This is a genomic window from Neptuniibacter sp. CAU 1671 (assembly GCF_029222905.1).
Taxonomy (GTDB): domain Bacteria; phylum Pseudomonadota; class Gammaproteobacteria; order Pseudomonadales; family Balneatricaceae; genus Neptuniibacter.
Window position 1 is genome coordinate 247,498 of the sequence record NZ_JARHUE010000003.1, and the last position, 14,101, is coordinate 261,598.

A 14,101-nucleotide genomic window follows, 5' to 3' on the forward strand; every position below is an offset into this window, starting at 1 on the left:
TGCATTTTTTTTGGCTGGCGTTTTTTTATGTAAAATCGGTAACTTAGCACTTATTGGCCTTTTGTCTCATGTCTTGCCCTTTTATACTGAGGGCTTCCCCGGAGATGGAATGGCTCAGTGGCGCAGGTAGATTACTCTGACAAGCAGGTATTGCTGATCGATAGCAGCGGTAATATGCGCGCTACGCTGTTTTACATGCTGCGTAGTATGGGAGTGGTCAATCTCAAGGCCGTCACCATCACGCCTCGGGTTCTCTCTGTCATAGCGGAAGACGATTATGATGTCATTCTGCTCGGACATAATAGCAGCGACAGTTTTTCTGGTATTCAATTGCTGGAAGAGTGTCGTTATCGCGGCTATATCAAGCCCACGACCTGTTGGGTATTTATGACAGGCGATGCGGCCCAGGAGCTTATTCTGCATGCACTGGACAGTCGTCCCGACGCACTCCTGACCAAACCCTTTTCAATTGAAGAGCTCAAAAACCGACTGGATCAGTTACTCACCCGCAAAGCGCTGTTTGCGCCGGTTGAAGAGCTGGTTGCTGCTGGTAAATTGCAACAGGCGATTCAGTATTGTCGCAATGCGTTCGCGCCTTATGACGATGAATATGATGCCGCCTGCTTAATGATGGCGCGGCTGCAGCTTCAGGCGGGCCAGCCTCATCTGGCAGAACGGATTGCGGGCAAAATGTATACCGACAAAAAAGATAAAGAAGCCGGTATGCTGTATGCCAAATCCATGATGCAGCAGGGAAAAAACAAGGAGGCTGAGCGTTTGCTGGTGCATTTTACCCGTCAGTTTCCGCTTTATATTCCGGCCTATGATCTGCTGGCTCAGGTTTATGAGCAGTTTGGTGATCTGGATGCTGCACGCGAGATACTGAATGATGCCATTAAACTTTCTCCTCTCGGTATTCCGAGACAGATGACCCTGGGGCGGATTGCCACCCAGTCCAAACAGTTGGATGTGGCGTCATCGGCTTACAAAAAATCGATCGTGTTGGGGCGGCACAGTTGTTACCGCTCTCCTGAGCCTTATCTTAAGCTCGCCAACCTTAAACGCTTGGAAGTCGCGGTTAGCTCCGAGCAACGGCAGGATGAGCTCTATGGCGGTTTCAATAAACTTTTGAGTGATGCCTTTAGTGCCTTTCCCCAGGACCAGCGTTTGCGTATTCAGGCGTCATTGCTGCGGGGTGAGATGTTGCAGCAGTTGGGTGATCAGGATGGGGCGAATCAATGTGCCAGAGAGGCGCAGCGGGCCAATGCTGAACTGGCCGTTCCATTGGATCTGGATCGTGAATTACTCGCTGTTACGGGGGACCGGATTCCGATTCTGGATAAACCTGTGCAGCCTCCGGTGGTTTCAGCGCCGGGTCGTGATGTGGATATGAGCCGCAAAGTGAACCGTCAGGGCGTAAAGAGCTATCTGGCCGGACGCATGCCGGAAGCGCTGAAATATTTTGGTCTGGCAACGGAATATGATTCATCAAACGTTGCGGCATTGCTTAACCTGGCGCAGTTGTTTCTTGAGTCTGCGCGGGACAGTCAGGAAAAACGTTCAGAGCGTCTGCGCATGGTGCAGCGTTATCTAACCCTCTCTTCCCGGATGGTGCTGGAGAATGAGGTACAGGAGAAACATCAGCAATTGAAGGTTCTCCTGCACCGGGGAGTTGAAGAGCTTCCTGCTGGCAGCCTTGGTAATTTACTGCGCTGAGACTGGGCTCTGTTATACGGCAATTTCCGCTTCAGTAGACTTAGGCGAAGTGGGCCAGAACCGATCATGCAGGTAAAAAGCAACCGTGTTTACTGCAGGCTCAATCAGCGCCACAGCGCTGCCCGTCAAAAAGCTACCGGTCATGGCGTAGGTCAGGCCGAAAGCAATCGTAAAATGTAGAACAGCGAATGACAGTGTTTTCCGCATGACCGTATCCTCGGTAAAGTGTTACGGAGTCCAGTGTATGCGGCTGTTAATATTTGTTTAAATTTATTGATTTTATGTTTTTGATTGCTTGTGTGAATAACAAGACTGGTGGGCCGCTGTGCGCACTATCCGGTGCCGGATAAGTTCTGGGTAGTGGATTTTGGTGAGAGACAAAGCTGGTTAAATGGTGTCCCAGAAGGGATTCGAACCCCTGGCCTGTCCCTTAGGAGGGGACCGCTCTATCCACCTGAGCTACTGGGACGTCTAAACACGACGGGCCTGATTTTACCCAGTGCTGGCGTCTCTGTCATGGCTTTTAAGGATTTCAGGCTTTGCCGATACGGCTCTGAGCTTTGTAGAGACCCGCGGTGCCGGACTGGTCGTAGAGTTTGTCTTCCTGGCGGTGGCCACGGACCATAGCCAGAAGTTGCTGGACATTACGCTGACTGCGGGCAATCACATTCTCGTTACGAGAATTTTTGCGTTGCATCTGCTGTAACAGTTTTTCCAGTGTGACCACGGCCTCGGTGACTGAGGTCTCATTAACGGTGTCAGCGGGTAGCTGATAGCCGTTAATCTGGCTGCTGATACCAAATTCCGCTAGCAACTGCGTGCGTTTAACCCGGAATTGCTGAAATTCAGTCAGTAAACTGGTCTTACGTTGGGTGATATCGCTGAGAGCGTCGAGATCCTGTTTGCTCAGGATCTCGAGTTCAGCATCGTAGACTTGATCAAGGGATTGCAGCAGTTTAATGCCTTCTTGCAGAAGAACAGCTAATTGAAGCTGTTGCGGGGATGAGAGCATAAAAAGTTAGAATGCCTCATCCATTTGCAGCATTTTTTCAGCAATTTTGTCGGCGTTAATGCTGTAACTACCGTCAGCAAGAGCCGCCTTGATTGCAGCGACGCGGTCAGAGTCCACTTCAGGGGCACCGGCCAGAGAAGTAGCGATATCCTTCAATGATTGCGCAGCATCACTGATTTTAACGGTATCGCCCTGCGGTGCTGTTCCAGCACCCTGTACTGAAACACCTTTGCTGGATTGTCCGCTGTCGTTGTTCTGTGCACGGGAGCTGTTCAGCTGGGAAGCCGAAAGTCCTGTCAGATTGATCGACATGATTCCATCCTCATATTTGTATCTGCTGATATTATCGGCAGATATCCCTGCGACTTTAGCGCCGGAAAAGGTGATTAAGTAAAAATTTTAATAAATTTCAGGCAGGCTGGCCAGCAGTATCTGTTTAGGGCACTTTGACCTGACCGGGCGCGATTACAATCGCTTTGATTTCGCGTCCCGACTGGTCATTACGCACTCTGATTTGCTCACCAATAGATCCCTCCTCCAGGGCGGTCCCCGGCACCCGAATCACCACGTGATCTCGCTGAGCCTCAATCAATACAGCGTCATTGCGCTGGATTGTGGTCGGCTGTTTTACCATATCGGCGGTGAGAATGGTTTCTGCAGCCAGACTGCGTTTAGTTGTCCATCCAGTGACTGTAGTGAGGTTATAAAAAAAGTCGGTTTGCCCGGTGATGTCCATCTCTTTCAGTTGCAGATTGCCGGCCGATAATACGCTGTTTCTGGGCAGGCTTGTGCGGCTGACGACAACGGGCGCGAACAGGTTTACCTCGGCCGCCATAAAGATCTGCCAGAAGGGAGCGGAGCAAACGGCTTTAAAGCTAATGCGATGGCCATTGCCTCTGGGTGTGCCAAAATGAATGGGCTGTTGGCACTCGTGGAGTTTAACTGCACGGTTAATGGGGTTAATCTTGATTTCGGTTCGGGCACTCGGCGCTATAGTGCGATAGTGTTGAACAAGGTAAGCTTGGGCTTCATTTTCTAACGCAGTGACAGGGATGGCTGCAGAACCGGATTGCGGTGCCGATAAGATAAGGATAAGCGCTGACAGGCAGATCAAGCGGATGCGGTTCACGGGGCGTTTCCGATCAAGCTGGCGATGCGGCACATACATGCGATCATTCAACTTAAGTTAACGTTATTCTGCAGGATTAATAGATCATGTCAGGTATCCTAGATAGTGTAAACCTGCGCACTCAGATGGTGGGTCAGAACCGTCTTGAGTTGCTGTTGTTTAGTCTTGAATCTCAACAGCGTTACGGCATTAACGTGTTCAAAGTGCGCGAAGTGCTGCAATGTCCGGAACTGACAGAAGTACCGCGCCAGACCTCGTCTGTGAAGGGTATGGCACACATCCGTGGCGAAACCATTCCGGTACTGGATCTTTCCGAGGCAGTTGGTCGGGCGCCGATTCCTCATGACCAGCAGCGCCAGTGTTTTTTGATTGTGGCGGAATATAACCGCCGGACGTTGGCATTTCTGGTGCGCCGGGTTGATCGTATTCTTAATACGCACTGGGATCAGATCATGCCGCCGCCAACTGAAATCGGCGTTGAAAATTACCTGACAGCCATCTTTGAGTATGAAGGCAAACTGGTCGAGATTCTCGATGTGGAGCAGATTCTGGCCGATCTGTACCCGATGAAAACCGAAGTCAGTGAAACAGTGGCTGACTCCGCCGTGCGTGAGAAAGCCCAGGATTATCAGATTTTGATTGTGGATGATTCCGCCGTGGCGCGTAATCAAATGCAGCGCAGTCTGGAAAGTCTCGGTATCAAGGTGATGTCACGCAATAACGGGCGTGAGGCCTGGGATACCCTGCAGCAGCTGCTTGGCAAAGGCATTGATGTTCCCGCTATGTTCCTGATGATCATTTCCGATATCGAGATGCCGGAGATGGATGGTTATACCCTGACGTCAATGATCAAAGGTCACGACCAGCTCAAACATCTGCACGTGGTATTGCATACCTCCCTGTCGGGTGGTTTTAACGTGTCGATGGTGAAGAAAGTGGGCGCGGATGGTTTCCTGGCTAAATTTGATCCGGATGAGTTGGCCTCTGTCGTGGTGCACCGTATCAACCAGGTCCGTTAATTTCCGCGTTCAGAGTTAAAAATCGAGATGCTCACACCGCAACCGCCGGGATTCCAGATTGCGCCGGATGACTTCCGCGAGTTCTGTCGCTTTCTGGAAGAACACAGTGGCATCCTGCTGACTGAATCCAAGCAATATCTGGTGCAGAGCCGCTTGCGAGAACTGGCGCGGGTCAATCACTGCGTTGATCTCAAAGCATTGCTTGTTCTGCTGCAGCGGCCGGGTTCGATGCGCCTGCGCGAGCAGGTGATAGAAGCGATGACCACTCATGAAACCCTGTGGTTTCGTGATTCCCATCCGTTTATGTTATTGCAGACAAAGTTGCTGCCGGAGTTATCCGAGCAGCGGCCGGGTCAGCCTTTACGTATCTGGTCTGCCGCCTGCGCCACCGGGCAGGAACCTTATTCCATCAGTATGATTGTTGATGAATGCCGCACAGTGGGGCGGCTGAGGCTGCCTGCAGTGGATGTAGTGGCGACGGATATTTCGACGCAGGTGCTTGCTACAGCACGCCGGGGTGAATATGAGATGCTGGCGCTTGGACGCGGGTTGTCGCCTGAGCAGCGTCAGCGTTTTTTTGAGCAAACCTCATCCGGCAGTTGGCAGGTCAAAAGCCGCTTACGTGACATGGTGCGCTTTCAGCAGCTCAACCTGCTGGGTTCCTATTCGGCTCTGGGTAAATTTGACGTCATTTTCTGCCGCAATGTGCTGATCTATTTTTCCAGTGATCGCAAACTCGAAATTTTGCACAAGCTACATGGTTCACTTCGTCCCGGAGGCTATCTCTTTCTGGGGGCTTCAGAATTCCTTCCCGCCATGGATGACAAATACCGCATGATTCATTGCCGTCCCGGTATTGTTTATCAAGCGCTCTAAACCGCATTGCCGCCTGCGGCAATAAGCGGATCGTGTTTGCCGTTTCTGCCTGCAGGTTATGGCTTTTTAATACGATAAAAATTCCTATCCATAAGATTTTAAATGATTTTTTAAAGTTGGTTCGTTGTTTGCTTTTATCTGGGCAGAGTTGTTTGGAGGCAAAACAATGGCAATCAATTTTGAGTCTGCACTGGGTATTCACGATGACGCGATGCTGTTTCGCGCCCGTCGTGCAGAGGTGCTGGCCAATAATATCGCCAATGCGGATACCCCGAACTTTAAAGCGCGTGATCTGGATTTTGCTGCCATGCTGGAGGGTGTCACTGACCAGCCGTCGGCACTGAAGCCGGTTGCTACACACGCCGGGCATCAGTCTGATCTGATCAATCCTGATTATGCGGCTGATCTGATGTTCCGCCTGCCGCAGCAGCCATCAGTGGATGGCAATACCGTGGAGCTGCAGCAGGAGATGGCGCGTTACACTGAAAATGCGATGGCATATCAGGCATCTTTTCAGTTGTTGAATCGCAAAATCACAGGCCTGAAATCTGCAATAAAAGGTGAATAAGCATGTCATTGAGTAATGTGTTTGCGATCGCCGGATCTGCCATGAATGCGCAGACCATCCGGATGAACACCACCGCCAGTAATATGGCCAATGCAGAGAGTATCAGTTCAAGTGTGGACAGCACTTACCGGGCCCGTAAGCCAGTGTTTGCTGTGCAGCAGATGCCGGGTTCGGAATCCCTGCCGGCAGACGCGCCTGACGCGGGTCGGGGTGTGCAGGTGCTGGGGATTATCGAAAGCCAGGCAGAACTGCGGCAGGAATACAGTCCGGACCATCCGATGGCGGATGAGAACGGATTTATCTATTACCCGAATGTGAACGTTGTAGAAGAGATGGCAGATATGATCTCCGCTTCACGTTCGTTCCAGATTAATACTGAAATTATGAATACGGCCAAGCAGATGATGCAGCAGAGTCTGTCTCTGGGTCAGTAAGGTGAGAGGTAGCAGCCATGAGCAACAACGTTAATGGCGTTAACCAAAATATTTTTGAACAGATAAACACGCAAAATCAGACGAAAAAAGGCTCTTCCACCTCTTCGCAGGCGGCGGAAGACAGTGACATGTTCATGCGTCTGATGATTGCTCAGTTGAGTAATCAGGACCCTACCAGTCCAGCGGATACCACTGATTTCATGCAGCAGATTGCCACCATGTCTCAGGTGGAGAGTATCAATCAGCTGAACGTATCTGTGCAGAATATGGCGCAGTCGATGCTGACCAGTCAGGCGGCCTTGCAGGCATCCTCAATGGTAGGCCGTTCTGTGTATGTGCCGGGCGATACAGTTGAAGTGGGCACTTCGGGCAGTCCTTATGCGCATGGCGCGTTTTCGTTGGACACCAGCTCATCGTCTGTTCGGATTCGGGTGTATGACTCCAGTGGTTCTATGGTGGATACCATGAATCTGGGTGCTGTTCAGTCTGGCAGCCATGATTTTGCCTGGCAGATGCCGTTTGATGAGAATGGTCAACCTACGATTCCACCGGGCGATTTTACCTTCACCGTTGAGAAGATGGTGGATGGAGAATACCAGCCCATTAACACTCGCATGGCGCACACAGTGAACAGCGTCACGTTGGGCGAAAATGGTATTGGTATGAAAGTGAATACCAACGCTGGCAGTTTTGATGTCAGTGATGTTGAACAGATCGGCGTATAAGAGGGTAGATCAATGGCAGGTTTCAACACAGCAGTGACGGGCCTTAAGGCGGCCAGTACCGACCTTGACGTGACCGGTAACAACATTGCCAACGCGAGTACCGTGGGCTTTAAATCCTCGCGTACCGAATTTGGTGATATCTATGCCACCGCAGTCGTCGGTGCCGGTTCCTCTAACGTGGCAGGTTCCGGTGTAACCGTGACAGATATCGCCCAGGACTTTCAGGCGGGTACCATCGAGTTCACCAACAACAACCTTGACCTGGCCATTAACGGCTCCGGTTTCTTCCAGCTGGACGACGGCCAGGGCGGTGTGACCTATACCCGCGCTGGTTCTTTTGAGCTGGATAAAGACGGTTTTATCGTCTCCAAGTCTGGCAAATACCTGCAGGGTTACGGTCTGGATGAGCAGGGTAACCGGCTGCCAATCGGTAACCTGGCAGTCACCCAGAAAGAGAGCCCGCCAAAAGCTACCGAATCCATCGATCTGTCGTTCAACATCGACTCGCGTCTGGATGAAACCAAGCTATTGCCTAATTACAACAAGGACGAACCGGGTTCCTTTACCTACAGCACGACCGTTAGAACCTTTGACAGTCTGGGTAACGAACACACCATCAAGTTCAACTTTGTTGAGCAGCGTCCGGTAAATGAGATCCGCACAACGACCTTTGACTCAGACCCAACCAGCTTTGACATCTCTGATGTCAACGTGGCGCTGACTGACTTTGATGCGTCGGGCAATCTTGATTCTACCGTGCTGTCCGATCTGCAAACTGCGGATCCGCGCATCCTGCTGGTCACCTACAATACGACCGATCATGAACTGAATGTGACGTTCAAGTCGGACTCAACTCAGTACGGTGATCTGATTGTCGATAATATTGTCGGTGGTGCTGCGATTACTGCGACCTCAACCGACGAACGTCCCTCCAATGAGGTGCATACGTTCTCGTTTGAAGCCAATGGCGCCGGTGCATTTGATGCCTCCGGTAACCTGATCTCAGATGTCAACTTTGAGCTGGGTGGCGTGTCCTTCTCTTTTGCCACCGGTACTCCGAAAAGTACCATTGGTGAGCAGCTGGCCGCACAGCAATCACTGATTATTGACCGTAATCCGGATGTGGCCTCTGTGTTGTTTGATTCCACCTCAGGTGAGGTCAGTGTGACCTACAAAGCGGACGTTGGTAACGTGGCCAATGATCTGCTGCAATTCTCTGATGATGCAACCAACAGTATCTTTGTTGATGGTGGTGCTGCAGACGAGCCGACCTCAGTCGTGAATGGTGATAACTCTTATCAGGGTTACTACCGCGCTTACGCCTATCTGAACGGTGAAACTCAGTTGGAATTGGGTAAACCAAATGATCCGGGTGAATCTGCCACGCTGTCGGATGACGGCCCGATCCTGCTGCGTTTCAATCCAACCAACGGTCTGCTGAACGAAATTAATGGTGATGCAGTGGTGGCCGGTGCAGCAGTGCCTAAAGTGACTATCTACGGTGCTGACCCGGCTGATCCGAATACCAACATCACACTGGATCTGGAGAATTCAACCCAGTTTGCATCTGCATCCATTGTGAAAGCTTCAACTCAGGATGGTTACACCAAAGGTGACCTGATCGGCGTAACCTTCGGTGAAACCGGTGAGATGATCGCCAGTTTCTCCAACGGTCAGAACGCCAATCTGGGTGTGGTTGCGATTGCAACCTTTGAAAACCAGTCAGGCCTGACGCCATCCGGTGATACCGAATGGAGTGCCACCCTGACCTCAGGTAACGCGATTCTTAACCCGCCAGGTACAGGTTTGAACGGTACCCTGCGATCAGCCGCGCTGGAACAGTCCAACGTTGACCTGTCAGCAGAGCTGGTGAGCCTGATTGAAGCGCAGCGTAACTTCCAGGCCAACTCGAAAACGCTTGAAACACTCAACAATGTGACTCAGGCGATTCTGCAGATCTGATCCTTGTCTCGATTTGCATTGCTCGGGCCGTACTCTGTACGGCCTTTTTTTAGCATGGACAACCCCTTCCTCTCTGTTGCCAGCCCTTACCGCTTCTCTCCGGCAAAAGCGGCAATCTGCTGCCTGTCTTATTTTTTTATTCTTTAAAATCAGCATCTTATTTTTGATTATTTTTTGGCACGCCGTTTGCAATTACTAGGCATATGAAAGTGTTTTGCTCCGCCAAGGGGTAATTCCGTTGCAGAAGACTGGCAGGAAAACATGGATAAAGTGCTCTATCTGGCAATGAGCGGCGCACGCGAAAATATGCTGTCGCAACAGGCTCATGCCAACAATCTGGCCAATGCAAACACCACCGGATTTAAATCTGATCTGGCTCAGGCTCGTGCGATGCAGGTGTTCGGTGATGGGCATGCATCGCGGGTGTATGCACAAACAGAGCGTCCGGCCACGAACCTTGCCGGTGGCACACTGATTGAAACCGGACGCAAGCTTGACCTGGCGGTCGCGGGGGATGGCTGGCTGACGGTGATCCGTCCTGATGGTACCGAAGCCTATACCCGTGGTGGCGAGTTGCAGGTGGATGCCACCAATCAGCTGGTCACCGGCAGTGGATTGCCGGTGATGGGCAATGGTGGCATTCCGATCATCCTGCCGCCTTATGAAAACCTGGATATTGCCACGGATGGAACGATTACCGTTCGTCCCTTAGGCGATAACGCCAATCAGCTGGTGCTGGTGGATCAGATTAAATTGGTGAATCCGGACCGTGGAGCTCTGTTCAAGGACCGGGATGGCCTGATGGTCACTGAGGGCAATCAGGTGCTGGAGCCGGATGCTAACGTGCGCGTCCGTTCGGGATATATCGAGTCCAGCAACGTGAACGCCGTGAATGAGCTGACCAGCATTATTTCGGCTTCACGCCAGTTTGAAATGCAGGTGCGGATGATGAAAACCGCTCAGGAAAATTCTGAAGCAGCGGCTGCAATTTTACGTTTGAGTTAATGATTACCAGAGGAAAATGAGATGCACGGTGCACTCTTTGTAGCAAAAACCGGATTGAGCGCTCAGGACACCAACCTGAAGGTGATCTCCAACAACCTGGCCAACGTGGCTACGGTGGGATTCAAAAAAGATAAAGCGGTGTTTGAGGATCTGATGTATCAGATTCGCCGCCAGCCGGGAGCCCAGTCAGCCGCCGATTCTCAGCTGCCTTCAGGGCTTCAGCTGGGCTCTGGTGTGCGCACTGTCGGTACCCAGAAGCTGTTCCATACCGGTGAACTGCAGATCACCGATCAGGCATTTGATGTGGCCATCAATGGCCGTGGTTTTCTGCAGGTCTCCATGCCTAACGGTGATATTGGTTATACCCGCAATGGTCAGTTGCATCTGAATGCGGATAACGAATTGGTAACCGCTGAGGGTTACCTTCTGGAACCGGTCATCGCGCTGCCCGCTGAGGTGGTTAATTTCTCCATCAGTACCGATGGTGTGGTTGAAGTGGTTACCGCAGGTGATCCGACGCCGACCGAAGTTGGCCAGTTGCAGTTGGCAGACTTTGTTAACCCGCAGGGTCTGGTAGCGCTGGGGCAGAATCTGTTTCAGGAGTCGTCTGCCAGCGGTGCCCCTATCGTCAGCAACCCTGGTGAAAACGGCACCGGCATTCTGAAACAGGGTGTACTGGAAGGTTCCAATGTGAATGCGGTGGAAGAGCTGGTGGATATGATCACCACGCAACGTGCCTACGAGATGAACTCCAAAGTGATCTCGACGGCAGATGAGATGCTCTCCTTTGTGGCGCAGCAACTTTAAGGTAAGAGGTTAGTGGCATGAATCGCTCAGTATGGGTTTTGGTCGGTGTGTTGGTGATGTTGGGGGGCTGTGTCCAGAAGCAGGTCAAACCTGATAACCCGATGTACGCACCCATTCGTCCGCAGGATATGCAACCGGTCCAGCCAATGGACGGTTCTATTTATAACGCGGCGACCAGTATGAACCTGTACGGTGACGGCCGGGCCTATCGGGTGGGCGATATTCTGACAGTCACGCTGCAGGAACAGACCTCATCCAAGAAGAAAAACAAAACCGAGCTGGATAAAGAAACTTCAGTTTCTCTGGAGCAGGGCACGGCATTTGGCAATGGCATCAGCGTATTGGGTAATCCGCTGAGTTTTAACCTGCCCACCAGTACCACTGAGTTCGCGGGTGAAGGCAAGTCGGATATGAGCAACAGCCTGAACGGCAGCATCAGTGTCACGGTGCACGAAGTGCTGCCAAACGGGGTGTTGCTGGTGCGCGGTGAGAAATGGCTGACCCTGAATCAGGGCGATGAATATATCCGGGTGAGCGGCATGGTACGTCCACAGGATATCGGCTCAGATAACTCTATCGCCTCCACCAAACTGGCGGATGCCCGAATTGCCTACAGCGGTACCGGGGCAGTGAATGACACCAACGTAATGGGTTGGCTCTCGCGCTTCTTTGTCAGCGCACTGTGGCCATTGTAAGGAGTAGCCTGACTATGAAATCAGTTGTTCTGTTAATCAGTACATTGTTGTTGAGCTTCTCGGTTGAAGCGGCACGCCTGAAAGATATTGCCAGTGTGGCGGGTGTGCGCAGTAACCAGCTGGTGGGCTATGGACTGGTGGTGGGTCTTGATGGGACCGGCGATAAGACCAGTTTTACCTCCCAGACCTTCCGTAACATGCTGAATAACTTTGGTGTGGCGATTCCGCCGAATGTGAATCCTAAATCGAAAAACATTGCGGCGGTGGCGATCCATGCGGAACTGCCTGCCTTTGCTAAACCCGGTCAGACCATCGATATCACCGTATCCGCGATTGGTGATGCAAAAAGTCTGCGCGGTGGCAGCTTGTTAATGTCCCCGCTTAAAGGTGCTGATGGTCAGGTCTATGCCATTGGTCAGGGCAACCTGGTGGTGTCCGGTTTCGGTGTGCAGGGTGATGATGGTTCCCGTTTGTCGCTGAATGTGCCGAGCGTGGGTCGAATCCCGGGTGGGGCCACGGTAGAACGTGCTGTACCCAGTGGTTTTGCCCAGGGTGACAGCCTGATGCTGAACCTGCACCGTTCCGATTTCACTACTTCACGTCGGGTGGCAGAGCAGATCAACCAGTTGCTGGGTCCGGACATGGCAGCTTCTCTTGATGCAACCTCCATTCGGGTGCGCGCTCCGCGTGATCCTTCACAGCGGGTGAGTTTTCTTTCTGTGCTGGAGAACCTGAATGTTGAACCGGCGCAGGATGCGGCCAAGGTGGTGATCAACTCCCGTACAGGCACCATCATCATTGGCCAGAACGTACAGGTGTCACCGGTTGCCATTACCCATGGCGGCCTGACCGTATCCATTACAGAAGCGCCACAGGTTGATCAGCCAGATCCACTCAGCGCTGGCCAGACTGTTGTGACTCCGCGGAGCGGCTTGCAGGTGGATGAAGGCTCCGGCCATATGTTTGAGTTTGCGCCGGGTGCCAGCCTGAGTGAAATCGTTGAAGCAGTGAATCAGGTGGGTGCCGCTCCGGGTGATTTGATGGCGATTCTTGAAGCCTTGAAGCAGGCCGGCGCCCTGAAAGCGGAATTGGTGGTGATCTGATGGTAAAGCCAACTTCTGGTCAGAGTACCCAGCTGTATACCGATCTGGCAGAGCTGCAGAAACTCAAAAGCAAAGCCCTGACGGATAAACAGGAAGGTCTGCGTCTGGCGGCTGAACAGTTTGAGCAACTGTTCATGAATATGCTGCTGCGCTCCATGCGTGAGGCGAACGCCGCGTTTGGTGAAGGCAACTTCATGAACAGCAGTCAGACCGAGTTTTATCAGGGCATGTTTGATAACCAGCTGGCGCTGGAAATCTCCAGTGCCAAGGGCAAAGGCATTGGCCTGGCCGATGTGTTGGTGCGCCAGCTGAGTCAGGCGCCACAGTCACCTGAAAAAGCGAAATCTTCCGGCGAAATGGAACTGAATCTTGAAAGCCGTCAGCTGAACACCGCGATGGACCGGGCGGCGGCCATGGCAGCTGAAATTTTGCTGCAACAGGGACAAAAAACTGAGCGGCCACCGGGAGTCAAACCGGACGTTGATCTTGTAGCAACCACTGTAATGCCAGCGGAATCGAGCAAGCCGCAACGCTTTGATTCACCCGAGGCGTTTGTTGAGACCCTGATGCCGATGGCACAGGAAGTGGCTGCCGAACTGGGTGTCGATCCGCGTCTGTTGCTGGCCCAGTCCGCACTGGAAACCGGCTGGGGTCGGTTCATTATTGGCGGTGAAAACCAGAGCAGTTTTAACCTGTTCAATATCAAGGCGGGCCGGAGTTGGCAGGGTGATACCGCTCAGGTCAGCACGCTGGAATACCGTGATGGCGTGCCGGTACGGGAGCAGGCGCAATTCCGTCGTTACGCCGGTTATGAAGAAAGCTTCAGAGACTATGTGCAGTTTCTGAAAAACAGTCCGCGTTATCAGCTGGCGCTTGAAAGCGCAGCAGATCCATACGCGTACATTGAACGCTTGCAGGAAGCTGGATATGCGACAGATCCGGCGTATGCAGAAAAAGTGAAAAGTATTTTTGAGGGAGAGGTGTTAGCCGGTCAGCAGACCCCGCCACCCAAAGAGGGTTGATCAGTTTATTACTGGTTTACCCGGCCTT

Annotated in this window: 16 protein-coding genes and 1 tRNA gene; 12 read left to right on the top strand and 5 right to left on the bottom strand. The window is 52.2% G+C overall.

Annotated elements, in window-relative coordinates; all coding sequences use genetic code 11:
• Nucleotides 1–117: 117 nt before the first annotated feature.
• Nucleotides 118–1,716 carry a response regulator gene (locus tag P2G53_RS07090; protein ID WP_275815649.1) on the top strand — a complete coding sequence of 533 codons (1,599 nt, stop codon included), beginning with the start codon at nt 118–120 and terminating at the stop codon, nt 1,714–1,716.
• 12 nt (nt 1,717–1,728) lie between these two features.
• Here the strand turns inward: P2G53_RS07090 and P2G53_RS07095 are convergent, their stop codons facing one another.
• The 5 genes from P2G53_RS07095 to flgA all read right to left on the bottom strand — a co-directional run bounded on the left by P2G53_RS07095 (nt 1,729) and on the right by flgA (nt 3,857).
• The gene (locus P2G53_RS07095; RefSeq protein ID WP_275815651.1) at nt 1,729–1,923 is read right to left on the bottom strand and encodes a DUF2061 domain-containing protein; all 195 of its coding nucleotides are present in this window, start codon (nt 1,921–1,923) and stop codon (nt 1,729–1,731) included.
• A 185-nt stretch (nt 1,924–2,108) separates the two neighbouring features.
• Nucleotides 2,109–2,185, bottom strand: a tRNA-Arg gene (locus P2G53_RS07100).
• Nucleotides 2,186–2,248: 63 nt separating this feature from the next.
• Nucleotides 2,249–2,728 (bottom strand): flagellar protein FlgN, encoded by a 480-nt coding sequence (locus P2G53_RS07105; protein ID WP_275815653.1) that lies wholly within the window; start codon nt 2,726–2,728, stop codon nt 2,249–2,251.
• A gap of 6 nt (nt 2,729–2,734) precedes the next feature.
• Complete coding sequence (gene flgM / locus P2G53_RS07110; RefSeq protein WP_275815655.1) at nt 2,735–3,040, bottom strand: flagellar biosynthesis anti-sigma factor FlgM; 306 nt, start codon at nt 3,038–3,040, stop codon at nt 2,735–2,737.
• A gap of 124 nt (nt 3,041–3,164) precedes the next feature.
• Nucleotides 3,165–3,857, bottom strand: coding sequence for a flagellar basal body P-ring formation chaperone FlgA (flgA, locus tag P2G53_RS07115; protein WP_275815657.1), 693 nt, complete (start codon nt 3,855–3,857; stop codon nt 3,165–3,167).
• Between the two features lie 86 nt (nt 3,858–3,943).
• Here flgA and P2G53_RS07120 point away from each other — a divergent pair, with 86 nt between their 5' ends.
• The 11 genes from P2G53_RS07120 (at nt 3,944) to flgJ (ending at nt 14,073) form a co-directional block, all read left to right on the top strand.
• Complete coding sequence (locus P2G53_RS07120; protein ID WP_275815659.1) at nt 3,944–4,876, top strand: chemotaxis protein; 933 nt, start codon at nt 3,944–3,946, stop codon at nt 4,874–4,876.
• A 27-nt stretch (nt 4,877–4,903) separates the two neighbouring features.
• Nucleotides 4,904–5,752, top strand: a complete 849-nt coding sequence (locus P2G53_RS07125) for a protein-glutamate O-methyltransferase CheR (RefSeq protein WP_275815661.1) — start codon at nt 4,904–4,906, stop codon at nt 5,750–5,752.
• Between the two features lie 166 nt (nt 5,753–5,918).
• Complete coding sequence (gene flgB, locus P2G53_RS07130) at nt 5,919–6,320, top strand: flagellar basal body rod protein FlgB (RefSeq protein WP_275815663.1); 402 nt, start codon at nt 5,919–5,921, stop codon at nt 6,318–6,320.
• 2 nt (nt 6,321–6,322) lie between these two features.
• Complete coding sequence (gene flgC, locus P2G53_RS07135) at nt 6,323–6,754, top strand: flagellar basal body rod protein FlgC (RefSeq protein WP_275815665.1); 432 nt, start codon at nt 6,323–6,325, stop codon at nt 6,752–6,754.
• 17 nt (nt 6,755–6,771) lie between these two features.
• The gene (locus P2G53_RS07140) at nt 6,772–7,479 is read left to right on the top strand and encodes a flagellar hook capping FlgD N-terminal domain-containing protein (RefSeq protein ID WP_275815667.1); all 708 of its coding nucleotides are present in this window, start codon (nt 6,772–6,774) and stop codon (nt 7,477–7,479) included.
• 12 nt (nt 7,480–7,491) lie between these two features.
• Complete coding sequence (locus tag P2G53_RS07145) at nt 7,492–9,441, top strand: flagellar hook-basal body complex protein (protein WP_275815669.1); 1,950 nt, start codon at nt 7,492–7,494, stop codon at nt 9,439–9,441.
• Between the two features lie 261 nt (nt 9,442–9,702).
• Complete coding sequence (gene flgF / locus P2G53_RS07150) at nt 9,703–10,446, top strand: flagellar basal-body rod protein FlgF (protein WP_275815671.1); 744 nt, start codon at nt 9,703–9,705, stop codon at nt 10,444–10,446.
• 21 nt (nt 10,447–10,467) lie between these two features.
• Nucleotides 10,468–11,253 (top strand): flagellar basal-body rod protein FlgG, encoded by a 786-nt coding sequence (flgG, locus tag P2G53_RS07155; RefSeq protein ID WP_275815673.1) that lies wholly within the window; start codon nt 10,468–10,470, stop codon nt 11,251–11,253.
• Between the two features lie 17 nt (nt 11,254–11,270).
• Nucleotides 11,271–11,948 carry a flagellar basal body L-ring protein FlgH gene (gene flgH / locus P2G53_RS07160; protein WP_275815675.1) on the top strand — a complete coding sequence of 226 codons (678 nt, stop codon included), beginning with the start codon at nt 11,271–11,273 and terminating at the stop codon, nt 11,946–11,948.
• A 14-nt stretch (nt 11,949–11,962) separates the two neighbouring features.
• Nucleotides 11,963–13,051: a flagellar basal body P-ring protein FlgI gene (locus tag P2G53_RS07165; RefSeq protein ID WP_275815677.1), complete on the top strand. Its 1,089-nt coding sequence runs from the start codon at nt 11,963–11,965 to the stop codon at nt 13,049–13,051.
• On the top strand, nt 13,051–14,073 hold the full coding sequence (gene flgJ, locus P2G53_RS07170) for a flagellar assembly peptidoglycan hydrolase FlgJ (RefSeq protein WP_275815678.1): 1,023 nt from the start codon (nt 13,051–13,053) through the stop codon (nt 14,071–14,073). The genes P2G53_RS07165 and flgJ overlap by 1 nt, the downstream gene beginning before the upstream one ends.
• Nucleotides 14,074–14,101: the final 28 nt, after the last annotated feature.